General features: G+C 67.4%; 17 protein-coding genes. 9 read left to right on the top strand and 8 right to left on the bottom strand.

Features of this window, described 5'->3' with window-relative positions; all coding sequences use genetic code 11:
* The first annotated feature begins 103 nt into the window (after positions 1-103).
* From ACLQ3I_RS13385 to galK, 3 genes are read left to right on the top strand one after another with little or no spacing between them, the layout of a single operon-like run.
* The gene (locus ACLQ3I_RS13385) at positions 104-898 is read left to right on the top strand and encodes a DeoR/GlpR family DNA-binding transcription regulator (protein ID WP_425788625.1); all 795 of its coding nucleotides are present in this window, start codon (positions 104-106) and stop codon (positions 896-898) included.
* The gene (galT, locus tag ACLQ3I_RS13390) at positions 895-2,046 is read left to right on the top strand and encodes a galactose-1-phosphate uridylyltransferase (protein ID WP_425788627.1); all 1,152 of its coding nucleotides are present in this window, start codon (positions 895-897) and stop codon (positions 2,044-2,046) included. The genes ACLQ3I_RS13385 and galT overlap by 4 nt, the downstream gene beginning before the upstream one ends.
* Complete coding sequence (gene galK / locus ACLQ3I_RS13395) at positions 2,043-3,125, top strand: galactokinase (protein WP_425802396.1); 1,083 nt, start codon at positions 2,043-2,045, stop codon at positions 3,123-3,125. The genes galT and galK overlap by 4 nt, the downstream gene beginning before the upstream one ends.
* 11 nt (positions 3,126-3,136) lie before the next feature.
* On the opposite strand, the gene ACLQ3I_RS13400 is transcribed toward galK, so the two are convergent.
* Both ACLQ3I_RS13400 and ACLQ3I_RS13405 read right to left on the bottom strand, forming a co-directional pair.
* Positions 3,137-3,925, bottom strand: a complete 789-nt coding sequence (locus ACLQ3I_RS13400; RefSeq protein ID WP_425802398.1) for an aldose 1-epimerase — start codon at positions 3,923-3,925, stop codon at positions 3,137-3,139.
* Positions 3,925-5,730 (bottom strand): ATP-binding cassette domain-containing protein, encoded by a 1,806-nt coding sequence (locus ACLQ3I_RS13405; protein ID WP_425802400.1) that lies wholly within the window; start codon positions 5,728-5,730, stop codon positions 3,925-3,927. The genes ACLQ3I_RS13400 and ACLQ3I_RS13405 overlap by 1 nt, the downstream gene beginning before the upstream one ends.
* A 262-nt stretch (positions 5,731-5,992) precedes the next feature.
* Here ACLQ3I_RS13405 and ACLQ3I_RS13410 point away from each other — a divergent pair, with 262 nt between their 5' ends.
* The gene (locus ACLQ3I_RS13410; protein ID WP_425802402.1) at positions 5,993-6,883 is read left to right on the top strand and encodes an endonuclease domain-containing protein; all 891 of its coding nucleotides are present in this window, start codon (positions 5,993-5,995) and stop codon (positions 6,881-6,883) included.
* Positions 6,884-7,054: 171 nt separating this feature from the next.
* Here the strand turns inward: ACLQ3I_RS13410 and ACLQ3I_RS13415 are convergent, their stop codons facing one another.
* Positions 7,055-8,215 (bottom strand): lipase family protein, encoded by a 1,161-nt coding sequence (locus tag ACLQ3I_RS13415; RefSeq protein ID WP_425802404.1) that lies wholly within the window; start codon positions 8,213-8,215, stop codon positions 7,055-7,057.
* 102 nt (positions 8,216-8,317) lie between these two features.
* On the opposite strand from ACLQ3I_RS13415, the gene ACLQ3I_RS13420 reads away from it, so the two are divergent.
* Complete coding sequence (locus tag ACLQ3I_RS13420; RefSeq protein WP_425788636.1) at positions 8,318-9,037, top strand: glycoside hydrolase family 25 protein; 720 nt, start codon at positions 8,318-8,320, stop codon at positions 9,035-9,037.
* A gap of 33 nt (positions 9,038-9,070) precedes the next feature.
* On the opposite strand, the gene ACLQ3I_RS13425 is transcribed toward ACLQ3I_RS13420, so the two are convergent.
* From ACLQ3I_RS13425 to ACLQ3I_RS13445, 5 genes are all read right to left on the bottom strand, one after another.
* Positions 9,071-10,006 carry a 4-(cytidine 5'-diphospho)-2-C-methyl-D-erythritol kinase gene (locus tag ACLQ3I_RS13425; protein WP_425788638.1) on the bottom strand — a complete coding sequence of 312 codons (936 nt, stop codon included), beginning with the start codon at positions 10,004-10,006 and terminating at the stop codon, positions 9,071-9,073.
* Between the two features lie 185 nt (positions 10,007-10,191).
* Positions 10,192-11,091 (bottom strand): 16S rRNA (adenine(1518)-N(6)/adenine(1519)-N(6))-dimethyltransferase RsmA, encoded by a 900-nt coding sequence (gene rsmA, locus ACLQ3I_RS13430; RefSeq protein ID WP_425802406.1) that lies wholly within the window; start codon positions 11,089-11,091, stop codon positions 10,192-10,194.
* Entirely contained in the window at positions 11,046-12,176 is a 1,131-nt protein-coding gene (locus ACLQ3I_RS13435; protein ID WP_425788641.1) for a transglycosylase family protein, read from the bottom strand. The genes rsmA and ACLQ3I_RS13435 overlap by 46 nt, the downstream gene beginning before the upstream one ends.
* Positions 12,177-12,299: 123 nt before the next feature.
* Entirely contained in the window at positions 12,300-13,217 is a 918-nt protein-coding gene (locus tag ACLQ3I_RS13440; RefSeq protein WP_425788642.1) for a TatD family hydrolase, read from the bottom strand.
* On the bottom strand, positions 13,214-14,086 hold the full coding sequence (locus ACLQ3I_RS13445; protein ID WP_425802408.1) for a PhzF family phenazine biosynthesis protein: 873 nt from the start codon (positions 14,084-14,086) through the stop codon (positions 13,214-13,216). The genes ACLQ3I_RS13440 and ACLQ3I_RS13445 overlap by 4 nt, the downstream gene beginning before the upstream one ends.
* 135 nt (positions 14,087-14,221) lie before the next feature.
* On the opposite strand from ACLQ3I_RS13445, the gene ACLQ3I_RS13450 reads away from it, so the two are divergent.
* The 4 genes from ACLQ3I_RS13450 (at position 14,222) to ACLQ3I_RS13465 (ending at position 20,180) form a co-directional block, all read left to right on the top strand.
* Positions 14,222-14,932 (top strand): HAD family hydrolase, encoded by a 711-nt coding sequence (locus tag ACLQ3I_RS13450; protein WP_425802410.1) that lies wholly within the window; start codon positions 14,222-14,224, stop codon positions 14,930-14,932.
* Positions 14,929-17,280 carry a glycoside hydrolase family 65 protein gene (locus ACLQ3I_RS13455; protein ID WP_425788648.1) on the top strand — a complete coding sequence of 784 codons (2,352 nt, stop codon included), beginning with the start codon at positions 14,929-14,931 and terminating at the stop codon, positions 17,278-17,280. Before ACLQ3I_RS13450 ends, ACLQ3I_RS13455 begins: the two co-directional genes overlap by 4 nt.
* Before the next feature lie 153 nt (positions 17,281-17,433).
* Positions 17,434-19,014 carry a methionine--tRNA ligase gene (gene metG / locus ACLQ3I_RS13460; protein WP_425788650.1) on the top strand — a complete coding sequence of 527 codons (1,581 nt, stop codon included), beginning with the start codon at positions 17,434-17,436 and terminating at the stop codon, positions 19,012-19,014.
* Positions 19,011-20,180 carry an aminodeoxychorismate synthase component I gene (locus ACLQ3I_RS13465; RefSeq protein WP_425802413.1) on the top strand — a complete coding sequence of 390 codons (1,170 nt, stop codon included), beginning with the start codon at positions 19,011-19,013 and terminating at the stop codon, positions 20,178-20,180. The genes metG and ACLQ3I_RS13465 overlap by 4 nt, the downstream gene beginning before the upstream one ends.
* Positions 20,181-20,201 lie beyond the last annotated feature (21 nt).

The following is a 20,201-nucleotide window of genomic DNA, read 5'->3' on the forward strand; positions in this document are numbered from 1 at the left end:
TCGGCATGTCGATGACTGTCAGAAACTAACAGAAGATAACACCATCGTGGTGCGCAATTGTGAAGAGATGTTCGTTTTAGTGCGTTCCTGCTAATATCTCGCCATGCTTGCAGCGGAGCGACGAGGACACGTGTTGGCTGCCGTGGTCTCCCGAGGCGCGGTGCGGGTCACCGATCTCGCCGCCGAGCTAGGCGTTTCCGAGATGACGATCCGACGGGATCTCGACCACCTCGAGAGCGACGGGGAACTGAGCAAGGTCCACGGTGGCGCAGTCCGGACGGACGGTGACCTCACCGGACGAGGACTCGAACCACCGTCGTCGCTCAAGGCGACCCGCGAACCGGATGCCAAGCGCGCCATCGCGGCGGCCGCGCTGCCGCTGATCGAGGACGGCATGACCGTCGCGATCGGCGCAGGTACCACCACACTGGAACTGGCCCGACTGCTCCGCGGCCGCGACATCTCGGTGGTGACGAACTCGGTGTCGATCTTCGAGTTGCTGACCGACCCCTCGGATTCCTATCTCGACGCCGCGAGTGTCCAGCTCACCGGTGGACAGCGCACGCCGTCGGATGCCCTCGTCGGGCCGATCGCCAACGCCGCGCTGGAGCACTACCGAACCGACCGGGCCTTTGTCGGAACCCACGGCATCGACCCGTCCGCGGGGTTCACCACCCCCAATCTCGGTGAGGCCGAGACCAATCGAAAGCTTCTGACCACGGCGCGGTCGACCGTCGTGCTCGCGGACCACACCAAGTACGGCGAGATCGGCGCGCACCTCTTCGCCGAGTTCGGACGCATCAACCGACTGGTGACCGACGACGGCCTGCCCGCCGCAGCACGCAGTGAACTCGCGGACGTCACCGTGCTCACCATCGCCGAAGGAAGACCCCGATGACCCCAGATGACGTGACCGAAGATCCCGCGAACCAGGACGGCGCCGGGCGCCGACTACCGACGCCGCAGGAGGCGAGCCTCGCCGACGACCGGCAGATCCTGTTCTTCTCGACCGCCGAGAACCCGCCGGCGCCAGGCATCGACCATCGCGATCTGCCTGCCCACCCCGATGATTCGGCCACCCGCGTCCGACGCGACCCGCAGATCGGCGACTGGGTGATGATCGCTCCCGCGCGGCAGGAGCGGACCTACAAACCGCCGCGACGGATGTGCCCGCTGTGCCCGGATCCCTCCGGACGTTCCAGTGAGATCCCCGCAGACGACTACGACGTGGTGGTGTTCGAGAATCGCTTCCCCTCGTTGGCGGCGGCACATGCCGGCAGCGGTTTCCGGCTCCCGGACCGGCCGGGCGATCTGACGGTCGAGGCGCCGGGTCACGGCCGCTGTGAAGTGGTGTGCTTCACCAGCGACCACGACGGTTCGTTCGCCGGACTCACGCCCGAGCGTGCCCGGCTGGTGGTGGACGCCTGGTCCCAGCGCACCGACGACCTGCTCGCGCGCGACGGCGTCGAAGAGGTCTTCTGCTTCGAGAACCGGGGCGAGGAGATCGGGGTGACCCTGACGCATCCCCACGGCCAGATCTACGCCTATCCGTTCCGCACGCACCGGACCGAGACCATGCTGCGCGCCGCGGCGACACACCGCGCCCAGACCGGGGCGGACCTGTTCGAGTCGATCCTCTCCGGCGAATTGAACGGCGGGGAAAGGATTCTCGTGCGGACCGACCACACCGCGGCGTTTGTTCCGTTCGCCGCCCGCTGGCCCGCCGAGGTCCACATCTACCCCTTGCGACATGTCCGACGACTCTCCGAGCTCACCGACGACGAGGCCGACGATCTGGCACGCGTGTACCTCAAGGTGCTGCGCGCCTACGACGCGCTCTACGGCCGACCCTTGCCCTACATCGCGTCGTGGCACCAATACCGGGCGGAGTCGGCCGAAGGCTACCTCCACGCCGAGTTGTTCTCCGTGCGTCGCAGTGCCGACAAGCTCAAGTACCTGGCCGGTTCCGAGTCGGGGCGTGACGCATTCGTCACCGACAAGACGCCCGAGGATGTCGCCGCCGATCTGCGCGGGGCAATGACATGAGCGACAGACGAATACGGAGTTACGCCCCCGGGCGGGTGAACCTGATCGGCGAACACACCGACTACAACCTCGGATTCGCATTGCCGATCGCCCTGGACCTGGGCACCACGGCGGACTTCGCCCCCGACACCGTCGACGGAACGATCGTGGCAGAGTCGAGTGACGAGTCCGACGTCGTCACCATCAGTCCCACCAGCGGACCCGGCGACGTACCCGGTTGGGGCGCATACATCGCCGGTTGCCTGTGGGCACTCCGGACCGCCGGTCACGATGTGCCCGGTGGACGCCTCCACATCGAGTCCACGGTTCCGGTCGGGGCCGGACTGTCGTCGTCCGCAGCGCTCGAATGTGCAGTGCTGCTGGCAATCACCACCGACCTGAATCTCTCCCGACACGAGCTCGCCCGGGTCGCACAGCAGGCGGAGAACGACTACGTGGGAGCACCGACCGGTCTGCTCGACCAGCTGTCGAGCCTGTTCGGGCAGCAGGACACCGCCCTGCTCATCGACTTCCGGTCCCTCGAGGTGGAGCCGGTCCCGATGCCGGTCGACGATTCCGCACAACTGCTGGTGATCGACTCCCACGCGCCCCACCGACACGCCGCCGGCGAGTATGCGGCGCGACGCGCGTCGTGCGAGGCCGCCGCCGCCGAACTCGGTGTCCCATCGCTGCGCGAGGCCGACACCGACGCATGGAATCAGCTGCCGGACGGCACCAACCGGGTTCGCGCCCGGCATATCCTGACCGAGAACGCACGAGTCCTGGCGGCCACCGCGGCACTGCACGATGCCGACTTCGCGAAGATCGGCGAACTCATGAACGCCTCACACGACTCGATGCGCGACGACTTCGAGATCACGACTCCGCACATCGACCTCATCGCCGCCACCGCGCAGCAGTTCGGTGCACATGGCGCGCGGATGACGGGCGGTGGATTCGGCGGGTCGGTGATCGCGTTGGCCCCCGCCAACGCCGCGGACCGGATCTGCGCCGACCTGCCCCAGGCGATATCCGACGCCGGATATCCCACCTCGACGGTTCGCCGGGTGCGACCGGGTCGTGGTGCACACCTGCTCTGACGCAGAGCTTCTCACCACGTCCAGCGAGTGGTGACCACCAGGTCGCGTCCGGGCGCCACGACACGTGGCATCGTGTTCAGGCCGTCGGGCGGCCCGGACTGCGGTTCCACACAGATCGCGAACGGCCGATGGTCGAAGATCACCACCCATTCCGCGTCGCTGCGTATCCGCAGTCGCAGCAGATCGGGCCAGTCCAGGGTGACGTCGGCGCCCGAGGGCATACCGAAACAGTCGTCCCAGGGTGGCGGCAGCGGCGCCAGCCGGGTGCCGGTCGGAAGGTGGTCGGGACCACGTTCTTCCTGCCAGGAGGGCGCGAACTCCACTGCGAGAGGGGCGGACTCGCCGGACACAGGGTGACGACGGAACCACGGGTGCCAACCCGCCTGTGCTGGAAAGGGCGCAGCTGCGGACGAGACCCGTAACCGCATCGTCAATTCCCCCGGGGCGAGAGCGAAATCCTGGGTGACCGTGCCGTCGAACGGCCAGTGCGGGTCCAGGCGCCGAGTCAGTGTCGCCTGGTCTTCGCCCACCGCGTCGGTCTCCCACCGGTGGTCGCGTGCGAGCCCGTGGAGCGCATGCGGCGGATCATTGAGCTCGAATTGATGACGCCTGCCGTCGAAGTCGAGGATGCCGTTCCGCATGCGGCCGCACCACGGGACCATCGGGAAGCATCCGTAGGGTTCGCCCTGCTGCAGGAACTCGACGTCCGCGATGCGCAGGGAGGTGAGTCGGCCACCTTGTGGGTTCACCCGCACTTCGGCGCCGGGTGTGCGTAACAAGACGTCTCCGTCGGCGTCCATCACTCGACCTTTTCGGCGACCTCGAGCCACTCCGTCTCCGCGGTCTCCTTGGCCTCCACGACGTCTTTCAGTTCCGCGTTGAGTTCCATGAGCCTGTCGGGATCGGTTGCCGCATCGAGCAATTGGTCGTGCAGGCGACTCTCTCGCGTGTCCAGCTGTTGGATCTGGCGTTCCAGCCGGTTCATCGCCTTTCGTGCATCCCGATGTTCGGACGCACTGATCGCGGGGGCGGTCGAGGCCGTCGCCGCACTCGAAGCGTTCGACGTGGACGTGCGACGCGGTGCGGCGGAGGTGATCTCGCGTCGTCGTCGTAGATATTGCTCGATGCCGCCCGGCAGATTGGTCAACTTCCCATCGCCGAACAGCGCCCACGTGCTGTCGCAGATCCGTTCGATCAGGTAGCGGTCGTGACTGATCACCACCAGCGTGCCCGCCCAGCCGTCGAGGAGATCCTCGAGTTGCTGCAGGGTGTCGATGTCGAGGTCGTTGGTCGGCTCGTCGAGGAGTAGCACATTGGGTTCGGCCATCAGCACGCATGTCATCTGCAGCCGCCGCCGTTCACCACCGGACAGGTCCCCGACCGGCGTGCGCTGGCGTGCGGGGGTGAAGCCGAGCCGTTCGGCCAGCTGACTCGCGGAGATCTCCTTGTCCCCCAGCATGATCCGCGATGCCACCGCCTCCACGGCGTCCAGCACCCGCTGATCCTCGTCGAGGTCGTCGAGCTCCTGGCGCAGCCAGCCGATAGAGACCGTCGTGCCCTCCTTGCGCTTACCCGGGGCGACGTCGATCTCCCCCGCGAGCGCGCGCAGCAGGGTCGTCTTGCCTGAACCGTTGACCCCGACGAGGCCGATGCGTTCACCGGGTGTCAACCGCCAGGTGAGATCGTCGAGCAGCACATCGCCGGCCGGCGTGGCCACCCGCGCGTCCTCGAGTTCCACGACAACCCGGCCGAGGCGTCGTTTGGCGAAGGCGGACAGCGATACGCTGTCGCGCGGCGGCGGGACGTCGGCGATCAGCTTCTCGGCGGCCTCGATCCGATAGCGCGGCTTGGAGGTCCGGGCCGGCGGGCCGCGACGCAGCCAGGCCAGTTCCTTGCGGGCCAGATTGCGACGACGCTCCTCCATGGTGTCGGCGAGCCGGGTGCGCTCGGCGCGGGCGAAGATCCAGTCGTTGTAGCCGCCCTCGTACTCGTCGACGCGGCCGGAGTGGACCTCCCAGGTGCGAGTCGCGACCGTGTCCAGGAACCACCGGTCGTGCGTGACGACGATCAGCGCGCTCCGGCGGCCGACCAGGTGGTCGGCCAGCCACTGCACGCCCTCGACGTCGAGATGGTTGGTCGGCTCGTCGAGGATCAGCAGGTCGGCGTCGGAGACGAGTGCGGTGGCCAGACCCACTCGTCGACGCTGGCCGCCGGAGAGTTCGTCGACGCGTTTGTCGAGGAGGCCGTCGACGCCGATGCCGTTGAGGATGCCCCGGACCCGCGGGTCCCCCGCCCACTCGTGGACGGCCACCTCGGGTCCCCCTACCACCACTTCCGCGACGGTGGCGCCAGCGGGCAGTTCGCCGCGCTGCGTGACCGTCGCGACCCGGATGCCGCCGGCGCGCGAGATACGTCCGCCGTCGGGTTCGGTGATGCCACCGAGGATCTCCAGCAGCGTCGTCTTACCGCCGCCGTTGAGGCCGACGACACCGATCCGCTGGCCTTCGTGAACCCCGAGGGACACGGATTCGAGCAAGGGCTTGATGCCGAAACTCTTGCTGATGCGGTCCGCGTTGATCAGCGCAGACGGGTTCGAAGGTGCCACTCTGTAGACCCTAGCAACGGGTCGTCGGCCACCCCTCGCTGCCACCTCGAGCGGCCACCTCGAGCGGCCACCTCGAGCGGCCACCTCGAGTGCGTGCCCTCGCCCCCGCTCCCGCCCGCCGAGCGGGCGCAGAACCCCGCCCATCGTGCGCAGAATTGCGTCGATCGTGCGCAGAATCCCGTCGATCGTGCGCAGAATCCACAGGTTCCAGGCTTCGCGCGGAAGGATGCAACCGATCCGGCGTGCGCTGCGTCGAAAATCTATGCAGCAACAGATCACCCGCGAAGACAAGCGCCTACTACGCCGCCAGGCCGCGCTCGAACGCAGCGGGATGTCGGCGGAGCACTTCGACGCCGCGTTCACCCACCTGCAGGGTGACCACTACCTGGAGAGAACCGCGATCCTCACGGCATGTGAGCGCATCCGGATGACCGCCCTGAGCGCAGAAGGAAGTCCCGTCGTCGGCGGTATCGCGGCAGCGATCATGCACGGAAGTCGCTGGTACGAAAAGGATTTCGTCGTCGATCTCGTCCGACACCCGTCCGGATCGGGCAGACGGGGCCGGGGCAGCCGCGTTCATCGAACCGACCTCGAGCCGCCCGACATCATCACGATCGATGACATTGCGGTCACGTCACCGGTCCGCACCGCGTTCGACCTGGGCCGAATCCGCCCCGACTGGCGAGCGCTCGGTCATCTCGACGACCTCGCCCGGGCGACCGGCTTCTCGCTGGACGAACTCGCCGCTTATGCCGACGGCCGCGATGGCCGACGCGGCATCCGCCAACTACGGGGACTGATCCCGCTGATCGACGGCAAGGCGGAGTCGCCACCCGAGAGCTGGGTCCGTCTGGTCATCATCCGGGCCGACCTCCCCGCTCCCGAAACCCAGATCGAGGTGGCGGACGAGAACGAACATGTCTTCGCACGCTTGGACCTCGGCTACCGGGTACCCAAGATCGGCATCGAGTTCGATGGTGAGGAGTTTCACTCATCCCCGGAGCAGCGTGCTCACGATGAGGCACGCGATGCCAGACTCCGGGAACTCGGGTGGATCATCATCAGGATCGATGCCGAACGCCTACGGACCAGGCCCTGGAGCGTCATCAACGAGATCGAGAGAGCACTCCGATCGCGTGGGGCGTATTTCTGACGGGTCGAGCGCACGATCGGAGCGAAACTGTGCACGATGGCCGACAAGGTGCGCACGATCGGCGGGAACTCGCGGGCGGCGCCCGATCGACGTCAAGGTGTGCCCGGTCGACGCGAAACTGCGCACGATCGGCGGGGGTTCGTGCCCGATCGATGAGTGGGAGAGCCTCGGCTATGACCGGCCGAAGTATCCGTCGATCGTCCGGAACGCATCCGGGAGACCTGCCGTCACCACCTGCATGTGGTTGACGCCGGGATACGGGATGAGTGTCACATCCGTTCCGGCCGAACGCATCTGCGACGTCAACGCGAGACTGAGCGGAAACGGGACGGTGGTGTCGGACAGACCGTGCTCGATCCGGACAGGAGTGCGGTAGCCACCGGATGGCACCGCCAGATAGTCGGCGAGCGCAGCCGTGAACTTCGGATCGGTGAACGGCTTGGCCACCAAGGCGCCTGGCGGGACACCGGCAAGTGCCGTGCCGAGTTCGCCGACACACATCTGCCGGGCCCGGCCGAGCCACGTCCGGCCCGTCGGCGTCAGGTAACCCGTGACGTGCAGATCAGGTCGTGCGTGATCGAGTCCGGACAGGATGTAGAGGATCAGTCCGCTGAAGGCGTTGAACCTCCCGAGGTCGCCGACCCCCGGCGCCATCAGCGGTACCACGTGTTCGATGTTCGATGCCGGCGCGAAGGCGACGGTGCCGAACAACGGCAGTTCCGGCGCATACCGCGGTGCAAGCTGCGCGGCCCAGAGCGCCGAGTGTCCACCCTGCGAATGGCCGCTCGACACCCATCGCCGCGACACCGACGGATCCACCGTCCGAGAGGCACGGATCATGTCGATCACCGAGTACCCCTCGGCGCGGCCGCCGAGATACTCCGCGACGCCCCCGCTACCGACACCGGGATAGTCCGTGGCGGTCACCGCATAGCCCGATCGCAGAGCTTTGCTGATCGTCGGCTCCAGCGTGTCGCGCCGCGCTCCCGACGACAAGCTGGGCGAGCAACTGTCGGAGATACCGCTGGTGCCGTGCGCCCAGGAGAAGACGGGCCACCCTCCGGCAGGCGGACGCCCGGTGGGGAGATACAGGGCGCCGGTGCTGGTGACCGGCTTCCCACGCTGATCGCGCGTGACGTACAACAGCCGGTGTCCGCGTACCGCACCCGTCGGCAACTGCGCCGACGGCAGCACGGAATCCCGCATCACCGAACCGATCCGCGCACCCGGGGCGGGCGCGGCCGACGCTGCTCCGACGACGATCGTCGCGACGATCGAGACCACTGTGACCACCGCCACCAGCGTCCCACCGGCCCTCTTGTGTGCTCGCACGACTGGGACATTACCCATCCGATCACGATTGAAGTGCCCAATCGGACTGCGAGGTCGGTGCATCTCCCCTAGCGTGAAGCCGTGATCCTTCGACGATCGATCATGACCACCATCATCGCCGGCGCCGTCGGTCTCGCCGGCGCGATGGGTTCGGCCCCGGTGGCAGTCGGGGCCCCGCAGGTCGGCCCCGACGTCTCCAGCCATCAGCATCCGGGTGGCGCATCCATCAACTGGTTCGCGGTCCGTGCGTCGGGTCAACAGCTGGCGATGGTGAAGGCGACCGAGTCCACCTGGTACGTCAACCCGTACTTCGTCCAGGACAGCCTGGCGATGCGGGCCGCGGGCCTGGTCCGGGGGACGTATCACTATGCGGACCCAACCCGTTCCGCGGCGCAACAGGCGGTGTTCTACGCAACGGTCGTGCTCGGCCAGAACGGTATCCTCGACCTCCCGCCGGTACTCGATCTCGAACATTCCGGCGGTCTCGGTCCTCGTGCGCTCGCCGCCTGGGTCAGGGAGTTTTTCGCCGTCCTCGAACCCCTGACCGGTCGAAAGACGATCCTCTACACGTACCCGCGATTCTGGAACACGGCGATGGGCGCCACCCGCGAGTTTTCCGACCACCCGCTCTGGATCGCGTCGTACAACGGGCGCGGTGCCCCCGAGATGCCGCGGGGTGGCTGGCGGACCTGGAGGTTCTGGCAGTTCACCGACTCCGGTTGGCTACCCGGTGTGCCGACCCGAGTCGACCTCAACCGGTACAACGGTTCCGTTGCGTCGCTACGCGCGTACGGCAACGCGATCAACGTCTTCGGGAGCTGACCCGATCGGTCGACGGGCGACCGGCCGGTGCAACTACTCGGTGACGACCCGCGCACCGGGCACCGGGCCGTTGGCCGTCCGCACGGCGCGTGCGACCCCGGCCCCCGACAGTTCGGCGGCGACGTCGACCGCCGACGCCTCGTCCGCGCAGAGGAACACGCACGTTGGTCCGGACCCAGAGACGATCCCGTTGAGTGCGCCGGCATCGACGCCCGCGCGCAGAGTACGACGGAGGGCCGGTTGCAGACTCAGCGCCGCCGGCTGAAGGTCGTTGCGGAGCAACGGCGCGACCACGCTCGGATCGCCGGACGTCAACGCCGCCATCAGCTCATCCGGACGCTCGACGACGATGTCGGAATCAGACCGGTTCTCCCGCAACCGATCCAGCTCCCGGTAGACCGCCGGCGTCGACAACCCCGACTTCGACATCGCGAGCACCCAGTGAAACTGACCGCGCGCCAGGATCGGCATCAGTTGCTCACCGCGACCGGTACCGAGCGCCGTGCCGCCGTGGAGGGCGAACGGTACGTCGCTGCCCAATCCGGCCGCGATATCCGACAATTCCGGACGCGCGAGTTCGAGACCCCATAGCTTGTCGGCGCCGACCAGGGCACCCGCCGCGTCGGCACTACCACCGGCCATCCCGCCGGCGACCGGAATCCGCTTCGTCACGTCGATGGCGACCTTCGGCGTCCGGCCGACCCGCCGCGCCACCTCCGTGACCGCCAACGCGGCGAGGTTGGTGCCGTCGGCCGGTACGTCGGTGGCGCCTTCGCCGGTGGTGGCGACACGGAGTTCGGTGGCCGGACTCAGCCGCACGTCGTCGTAGAGCGACAATGCCTGGAAGACGGTGACGAGGTCGTGGTAGCCGTCGTCGCGGAGTGGGCCCACGCCGAGGTACAGATTCACCTTGGCCGGTACACGCACGGTGACCGCGTCGGACACCACCGACAACGAGGCTCGAGACACAGGTATCGAGCCTAATGGACGCGCGAACAGTCGGGTGGACGCGACTCGTGATGCTCTCGGCCAGACCCGGGTTGCTGTCGGCGAGATGCGGGTTGCTCTCGGCGGGATACGGGTTGCTGTCGGCGGGATACGGGTTGCTCTCGGCGGGATACGGGTTGCTGTCGGCGGGATCGGGGGTCGCCGGGTCAGTCGGTCGACGCGAGCCGGACGAAGTCGTCCACATCGAGCCGTTCGCCACGCAGGCCGGGGTCGATCCCGGCCGCCCGCAGGCGGCGTTCGGCCTCGGGCGCACTGCCCGCCCAGGTCGCCAGCGCCGATCGCAGCGTTTTGCGGCGCTGCGCGAAGGCGGCATCGATGACTGCGAACACCTTTGTGCGGATCATCGCATCGTCGGCGTGGGCGTCGGTGCGCTCGATGCGTACCAGGCCGGACTCGACCTTGGGCTCGGGCCAGAACACGTTGCGTCCGACCGCACCGGCGCGGGCCACCGTGCCGTAGTACCGCGCCTTGACGCTCGGGACCCCGTACACTCGGCCACCCGGGCCGGCGGCCAGGCGATCCGCGACTTCGGCCTGAACCATCACCAAAGCTGTTGCGATACTGGGGAATTCGGCAAGCAGGTGCAACAGCACCGGCACCGCGACGTTGTAGGGCAGATTGGCGACGAGCGCCGTCGGGGCGGCCGGCAGGTCGTCTCGGACGACCGACATCGCGTCGGCGGTGATCACTTCGAAGGATTCCGCCTGCCCGGGTGCGTACTCCTCGATGATGGCGGGCAGCCTACCGGCCAGCGTCGGGTCTATCTCGACCGCGATCACGCGGCCCGCGGTGCCGAGCAGTGCCAGCGTCAGCGATCCCAGACCGGGACCGACCTCCAGGACGATGTCGTCGGCGCCGACGCCCGACTCCGCGACGATCCGGCGCACCGTGTTCGCGTCGTGGACGAAATTCTGGCCCAGTGTCTTGGTGGGCCGGATGTCGAGTTCGGCGGCGAGCCGACGGATCTGCGCAGGCCCGAGTAGTCGCGGCGCGTCGTCGGTCAGTTCAGGCCCAGCTTCGAGGAGCAGGACGGCCAGGCGCCCCATCCCTGCGCGGCCTGGGTCTTCGACGCGACGGCGATCTGCTCTTCACGGGTCGCCAGGTCGGCGCGTGGCGCGTACTCGAGGCCACCCCACCGCGCCCAGGTGTTCTGGTCGAACTGCACGCCGCCGTAGAAACCGTTGCCGCTGTTGATCGCCCAGTTGCCGGTGGCCTCGCACTGCGCGAGCTGATCCCACACGGAGCCGACCGGCACGTCCGGGGGGCCTTCCTTGGTCCCGATCTTGACGGTGGCGGCGAGCGGAGCGGTGAGGACCTCGGCGTCGACCTTGTCGCGCTTGACCACCTTGCCGTTGACCATGGTGAGCTTGTAGGTGACCTTCTGCTCGCCCGGCTTTCCTGGCTTCAGGACCACCTTCTTGTCGCGGACCAGCGTCGGGTCCTCTTTCTTGACCTCCGGCGGCGCGACGTGCTCGGTCACAGTGGAATCCATCGTGCGGATACGGGTGACCTTGATCTTCATGTTCGGCGTGACCGGCGTGTCGGCAGCCGGGACGACCTTGTCGTCGCCGGCGAGCGGCTTCCCGGTCTCGGCGAGGAGGTCGCCGACGGTCTTCGCGGCCACGACGGGCTTGTAGCTGACCGAGCCGTCGGTCAGGCTGACCCGCTTGGGCATGGTGACGTCGATGACACCGCCGTCGACGGGCAGCGCGCCCGCCCGCGGGAAATTGGTGTCGTTGGAACCCGCGGACAACCCCTGAGCGGCGAGCAACTGCGGAACACTGGAAGCGGTTGTCTGGATCTCCTTGCGCGCCCCGTCCACCTCGAGGGTGACGGTCTTCTTCCGGTTGAGCGTGATGGTCTGCCCATCGCTGACCCCGGAGCCGAGGGCGGGGGCGACGTGGTCGCCGGAGGCGGGGTCATAGCCCTGCGAACGCAGCACCGAGTCCACCGACATCGACATCGTCGAGACGTTCTTCACCTGCCCGTCGACGTTGATCTTCACGTCCTTGTGCATGGCGATGCCCATGACACCACCCGCGGTGAGCGTGGCCAGCACTGCGCCAACGGCGACGCGGGCACGAGTGGACTGTGAATGATTGATACGCGCGAGAACAGACAAGATAAACATCCTGGTCGGGGACAACTGCGTCCTCGCTCCACCAGCGACTCAAACCCCCGGACCCCCTGGCCCACCCGTTCGAAATCGCTGCCCTAGGCAGCGGGATCACAATACGATAACGAACAGGGGCTATTACTGCAAAGGCAGCCCATACACTCGGCGCGCGTTCGCACCGAGGATCCGGGCCATCGCCGCGTCGTCGACGCCGCGCACCCGCGCCAGCGCGCGCGCCGTGTACGGCAGGCAATACGACTGATTTGGCTGGCCACGGTAGGGATGCGGCGTCAGGAAGGGCGCATCCGTCTCCACCAGGATCTGAGCGTCGGGCACGATCTCGGCCGCGGCGCGCAATTCCTCGGCATTCGCAAAACTCACCGTGCCGGCGAAGCTGAGTATGAAGCCACGGTCGACACATTCCAATGCAACATTCAGGTCACCGGAGAAGCAGTGCATGATCACGGACTCCGGGGCACCCTCGGCGGCCAGGATGTCCAGCAGATCGCGGTCGGCCTCGCGGTTGTGGATCATCAACGGCTTGCCGATCCGCTTCGCCAGATCGATGTGCCAGCGGAAGGCCTCGGCCTGTTCGGTCGGGCTCGCGCACGATTCGGATTTGCCGGGCCAGTAGTAGTCCAGGCCGGTCTCCCCCACTGCGACGACCCGCGGGTCGGCGACCATCTGTTCCAGCTCGGCCTTCGCGTCGTCGTCGAGCTCGGCCGCATGCGTGGGATGTAATGCCACCGCCGCAAACGCCCGGTCATCCCAGTGCGCGGCATCAAGCGCCCAGCGGGCGTCGATCATGTCATCGGCCACGGTCACCACCTGGTGCACGCCGACACTCTCGGCGTGGTCCAGGATCGCGCGGACGGCATCGGGGTCACGCCCGCCGCAGGCCGCGAGATGCGTGTGGGCGTCGACGAGGCCCGGCAACGGCGTCGGGTCGGGCGGCGGCTCCCGTCGTCGACGCTTGCGCGCCGCCTTGTTGCTCTCGGTCTCGGCCTTCCCGTCGGCTACCGTCCCGGCCTCGCCGGTCGCTGGCGTCTGACTCACAGCACCACTGTGCCAGCGATGACCGTGGTGGTCGCACCCCCCACCCAGATGTCGGTCCCGTCGTCGGTGACGTGCACACGTCCGGATCGGCCGAGCGCGGTCCCCTGCGCGGCGACGTAGGACGCTGGGGCGAGACCGTCACGCCGCAGCCAGACGGCGATCCCGGCGTTGAGACTGCCGGTCACCGGGTCCTCGTCGATCCCGAAGCCCGGAGCAAAGGCGCGGACCTCGAAGTCCACCTCCGGTTCGTCGGGCAGGCCGTCGGCGTGGGGCCCGACCAGACCGACCTCGTGCGTCCCGAGCGCGACCAGGTCCGGCTCGACCTCGACGACCCGCTGCCCGGAGGTCAGCATCAGCGCCATCCAGTCGGGACCATTGGCGACCCACTGCGCGTCGACGACGTCGGAGGGCTCGAGCCCGAGCGCCGCGGTCACCTCGGCGACCAGGTCGGCGTCCACCGGTCCGGACCGACGCAGTGGCGGCGCCGCGAAGGCGAGGCGGGCGTCCTCGGCCCCGGCGTCGTCGGGTCCGACCTGCTCCCGGCGGATCGGGACCAGGCCGACACCGCACTCCTGGACGATCAGGTCGCCCGCCGGGCTCCCACCCGATTCCAGCCAGGCGTGCGCCGAGCCGAGCGTCGGGTGTCCGGCGAACGGCAGCTCGCCGGCCGGAGTGAAGATCCGCAGCCGGTAGTCGGCGTCGGGGCTCTGCGGCGGCAACAAGAAGGTGGTCTCCGACAAATTGGTCCACCGCGCGAAGGCGGCCATCTGCTCGTCGGTCAGACCATCGGAGTCCACCACGACGGCAACCGGGTTACCTGCGACGGGAATCGACGAGAACACATCCACTTGGGCGAATCGACGGGTCATCAGTCCATCTTGGCGGCGAGTCCCGCAGGGGCCAACCGAGTTTAGGCCGAGCCGGACCGCGCAGACGTCCTCGGCCGACACACGAACCTCTCGCATGGCGCGCCAGTCACCGCTCGGACAGGTAGCGTTCCAACCGTGTTGGGATTGCCAGATGTCATGACGGTCGCGCTGTTCGACCTCGACGGAGTGTTGACGTCCACTGCCGTCCTGCACCGCAATGCGTGGAAACAGGCGTTCGACGCGTTCCTGTCCGAGCGGGATCCCGACGGTTTCGACGAATTCACCGAGCAGGACTACCTCGACTACGTCGACGGTCGCCGACGTGAGGACGGTGTGCGGGCCTTCCTGCACTCACGGCAGATCGACGACGTCCCCGCCGAGACGCTGGCCGCCATCGGCGAGGGCAAGAACGAACTCTTCACCGCGACGCTGCAGCGCGACGGGGTCGATCCCTACCCTGGGTCGGTGCGCTATCTGAAAGCGGCGCGGCAGGCCGGATTACGCATTGCCGTCGTCACGTCATCGAAGAATGGAGCAGCCGTGCTGGATGCCGCAGACCTCAGCGAATTCGTGGAGGTGCGGGTGGACGGACTCGAAACCGCATCACGGGGATTGCCGGGTAAACCGGCGCCCGATTCATTCCTTCTGGGCGCCGAACTGATGGGTGTGCCACCCGCCGAGGCGGTGGTCTTCGAGGACGCCATCTCGGGTGTGGAGGCCGCGGTGGCCGGACGGTTCGGCTACGTGGTCGCCATCGATCGGGTCGGTGGCGGACAGGCCGACGCGATGCGGGCGGCCGGTGCCGACGTCGTCGTCAACGATCTCGACGAATTGCTCCCGGCATGAACCCGGGTGCGATGGAACACGGTTTCGACGTCCACCCGTGGCAGCTGCGCTGGCGGGGCATCGACGTCGACGTCCTGGGGCGCACCGAGACACTGTTCGCGCTGTCGAACGGGCACATCGGTCTGCGTGGGACGTTCGAGGAGGGCGAACCCGTCGACCATCCCGGCACGTACCTCAACGGCTTCTACGAGCTACGCGGCCTGCCCTATGCCGAAAGTGGTTACGGCTACCCGGAATCCGGGCAGACCGTGGTGAACGTGACCGACGGCAAGATCATCCGCCTGCTCGTCGAGGACGAGCCGATGGATCTGCGCTACGGCCGCACCGAGGAGCATGAGCGCATCCTCGATTTCCGCACCGGCACCCTCCGGCGGAACACCCTGTGGACCTCCCCGACGGGTCGCACCGTCCGCATCCGGTCGGAACGGCTGGTGTCGTTCACCAAGCGCACCATCGCCGCCATCCACTACGAGGTGGAACCGATCGGTGAGGACATGAAGCTCGTGCTGCAGTCGGATCTGCTCGCGAACGAACCCGTCCCGGCGCCGGGCAACGATCCGCGTCTGGCGGCCGCGCTCGACCAGCCACTCGTCTCCGATCTCTCCGCCTGCCGCAACTACTGGGGCATGCTCGTCCATCACACCAAGCGGTCGGGCCTGCACGTGGCGGCCGGGATGGACCACGAGATCGACTTCCCCGACAAGGCCGACGCCTTCATCCGTGCCGACTCCGACCTGGCACGGCTGACCGTCGCCGCGAACGTGCCACAGGGCACCAAGGTGTCGCTGACCAAATTCATGGGCTACGGCTGGTCGGCGCGCCGATCCGTGCCCGCGCTGCGTGCTCAGGTCGACGCCGCACTCGCGATGGCGATGGAAACCGGTTGGGACGCACTGAAGGCCGATCAGATCAACTATCTCGAGGACTTCTGGCGCGACGCCGATGTGGAGCTCGACGGCGATCCCGAACTGCAGCAGGCGGTGCGGTTCGCGCTGTTCCACGTGTTGCAGGCAGGCGCGCGCGGACAGTCCCGCGCGATTCCCGCCAAGGGTCTCACCGGTCCCGGCTACGACGGCCACACCTTCTGGGACACCGAGAGTTTCATCCTTCCGATGCTCACCTACACGGCACCGGCCGCGGCCGGTGAAGAGCTCCGATGGCGCCACGCCACGATGGACAAGGCCAAGAGCCGGGCGGCCGAACTCGGGCAGCGTGGCGCGATGTTCCCCTGGCGCTCCATCAACGGCGACGAGTGTTCGGGGTACTGGCCGGCCGGCACCGCCGGGGTGCACGTCAGCGCCGACATCGCCAACGCCACCAGCCGCTACCTGCGTGCCACCAACGACGAACAGTTCGAGGCCGAGTGCGGCGTCGAACTGCTGGTGGAGACCGCCCGCCTGTTCGCGGGCCTCGGTCATCATGACGTGAACGGGAAGTTCCGCATCGACGGCGTGACCGGACCGGATGAGTACACCGCCGTGGTGAACAACAACGTGTTCACCAATCTCGCTGCGCAGCAGAACCTTCGGGACGCAGTGGCTGCCGTGCACCGGCGGCCCGACGTGGCGCGGGAACTCGGGGTGACCGTCGCCGAGGCCGCTCACTGGGAATCCTGCGCCGACGACATGTCGATCCCGTTCGACAAGGACCTCGGGGTGCACCAGCAGTGCGAGTCATTCACCCTCCTCGGCGCGTGGGACTTCGAGTCGTCGGTGGGCAAATACCCACTGCTGCTGAACTATCCGTACTACGACCTATACCGCAAGCAGGTGGTGAAACAGGCCGACCTGGTCTTCGCCATGTACAACTTCGGGTCGTCGTTCACCCCGGAGCAGAAGATCCGCAACTTCGACTACTACTACCCGCTGACGGTGCGCGACTCGTCGCTGTCGGCCTGCTGTGAAGCGGTGGTCGCGGCCGAGGTCGGCTACCTCGATCTGTCCTACGACCTGATGTGCGAGTCGGTGTTCACCGACCTGCATGATCTGCACAACAACGTCTCGAGCGGCCTACACATCGCCGCCCTGGCAGGCGCCTGGACGGACTGCGTCGCCGGATTCGGCGGAATGCGCGATTTCGGCGGCCAGATCACCTTTGCGCCGCGGCTGCCCAACCGGCTCACCTACCTCTCGTTCCGGATGACAGTGCGTGAATCGAAGATCGTGGTGGCCATCGACCGCGAGACCGCGACCTACCGGTTGTTGTCCGGTCCGCCGATCGATCTCGCTCACCACGGGGAGAAGTTCACCCTCGACGCGGCCCCGGTCAGCAAGCCGATCCTGGAACTCGACAAGCGTGAGGCACCCAAGGCGCCTCCGGGATGCGAGCCGTACCGCCGCGTGGAGTGACCGGCGCCCGGCTCACCACCGCCGGCGTGACGCAGCCACCTCATCTGCCGGTTGCCACCTTTGCGTAGGCGAAGGTGGCAACCCACAGATGGGGTGACCAGCAGCCGGGGCGGACAGCGGAGTGCGAGCCAACCCACGTATTCTGGCGACACCATGACCGACGATCCGACGCGCACCGAATCCGCTGTTGACGCCTCGCACGGCGCAGGCGAACCGTGCTACATCACGACCGCCATCGCATACCCCAACGGCGCTCCGCACATCGGGCACGCCTACGAGTACATCTCGACCGACGCGCTGGCCCGGTTCAAACGTCTCGACGGCTACGACGTCCGATTCCTCACCGGCACCGACGTCCACGGGCAGAAGATGCAGCAGACGGCGGAGGCCGAAGGCATCCCGACCGCGGACCTTGCCAAGCGCAATTCCGATCGCTTCCAAGAGCTGCAGGAGCGGCTCGGGTCCAGCTTCGATCGATTCATCCGGACGAGCGACACCGATCACCAGCGCGCCTCCGAGGCCATCTGGCAGCGCATGTCCGATGCCGGGGACATCTACCTGGACACATACTCCGGCTGGTACGACGTCCGCGATGAGACCTTCTACACCGAGGCCGACACCACCATCGACGACAGCGGCAATCGCGTCGCGGCCGACAGCGGCCATGTACTGACCTGGACCGAAGAGCAGACCTACTTCTTCCGGCTGTCCGCGTATCAGGACAAGCTGCTCGAGCTGTACGAGAGCCACCCCGAGTACGTGGGTCCGGATGTGCGGCGCAACGAGGTCGTCAGCTTCGTCAAGGGTGGGCTGAACGACCTGTCGATCTCGCGCACCACCTTCGACTGGGGCGTACCGGTGCCCGGTCATCCCGACCACGTCATGTACGTCTGGGTCGATGCCCTCACCAACTACCTGACGGGCGTGGGCTTCCCCGACGACGCTGCGACATTCGACCGGTATTGGCCTGCCGACCTGCACATCATCGGCAAGGACATCATCCGGTTCCACTGCGTCTACTGGCCGGCCTTCCTCATGAGCGCCGGTATCGAACTGCCCAAACGCGTGTTCGCCCACGGCTTCCTTTTCAACAAGGGCGAGAAGATGAGCAAATCGGTCGGCAACGTGGTCGACCCGGACAATCTGATCGACGAGTACGGGCTCGATCCGGTGCGCTACTTCTTCCTGCGCGAGGTCTCCTACGGCCAGGACGGGTCGTACTCGACAGACGCGATCGTCAGCCGGATCAACGCCGACCTCGCCAACGAGTTCGGAAACCTGGCACAGCGCAGTCTGTCGATGATCGGCAAGTACTTCGACGGTGCGGTCCCGGCCGCCGGCACGTACACCGCCGAAGACACCGCGCTGCTCGAGAAGGCGGCGGGTTTGCTGCCCCGGGTGCGGGATCAGTTCGACGTCCAGGCGATCCATCTCGGCATCGAGGCGATGTGGTCGGTTCTCGCCGACACCAACCGCTACATCTCCTCTCAGGAGCCGTGGAAGCTGGCCAAGACCGATCTCGACCGCACCGCGACCGTGCTCTATGTGTGCGCCGAGGTGGTCCGCACCGTTGCGCTGCTGGCCCAGCCGGTGATGCCCGAGTCGACGAATCGGCTGCTCGATCTGCTCGCCGTCGATCCCGACAATCGCCAGTTCACCGCCGTCGGTGACCCTCTCGTCGCCGGCATCTCGTTGCCGAAGCCCACGCCGATCTTCCCCCGCTACGAGGCGTGACGACTCCGGCGCTCGATGTCCTGCGTGCGCTGCACGCGCACACGCGTGCGGCCGGACTGCCGCCGCCGGCCGCCCTGATCGGCGACTGGTGGGACGCGGACGCCGTCATCGCGCCGTCGATCGGCCTCCGACCGGGATTCGCCCCGCCCGACGACCCCGACCTGTTCTGGTTCGGCTATCTGGGATTTCCGGTCCACGCCACCGAGTCGCCGCTGCCAATCGCGGTCGGCGGGCTGACCGACGAGGTACTGATTCTCCGCGACGGCCGTTGGCGTCACGAGAGCGTCCACGGAAGCGCCTGTGCCCCATGGATCGAACGAGCGCTGAGCGAGCCCACCGATACCGTCGAACACCGGTGGTCGGCGAACTGGATCCCGCCACAGTCGGAATCCCATCTCGCGGCGATCGACCGGTGTCTCGAGGCGATCCGCTCCGGCGAGGTCTACCAAGCGTGCGTGTGTACCCGCTTCACCGGGACCGTCGAGGGCGACCCATTGGAGTTCTTCGCGTCGATCACCAGCACGACGATGCCGGCGAAATCCGCCTATCTACACGGTGATTGGGGTACCGTGGCCAGCTTCTCGCCGGAGACATTCCTACGTCGGACCGGCAACCTCGTCTCGTCGTCGCCGATCAAGGGGACGGTACCGGCCGATGCGGTGCCCGAGTCGTTGTCGGCCTCGGCGAAGGACGTCGCAGAAAACGTGATGATCGTCGACCTAGTGCGCAACGACCTCGGCCGTCTCGCCGTCACCGGCACGGTGCGGGTGGCCGATCTGCTCTCGGTGGTACCGGCCCCGGGGGTGTGGCACCTGGTGTCGCGGGTGGAGGCCATCGTCGATCCCGCGGTCGGGACCAACGAGTTGTTGCGTGCGATGTTCCCGCCCGCGTCGGTCACCGGCACGCCGAAGATCCGCGCGGCCGAACTGCTCGCGGATTGGGAGCCGTCACCACGAGGCATCTACTGCGGCGCGATCGGCATGGCCGGGCCGGGGCACGGCCTCGACCTCAGCGTGGCGATCCGTACCGTCGCGATGACGCCGGACGGTACGGCCACCCTCGGGGTGGGCGGTGGGATCACCATCGATTCGGATCCGGCCCTCGAATGGCAGGAATGCCTGGACAAGGCGGCGAGCATCGTCGGTGCGACCCCGACCGGTCGCTGATCCGCGATCGTGCCCAGATGA

The organism is Gordonia sp. DT101 (genome assembly GCF_049844895.1).
GTDB lineage: Bacteria > Actinomycetota > Actinomycetes > Mycobacteriales > Mycobacteriaceae > Gordonia.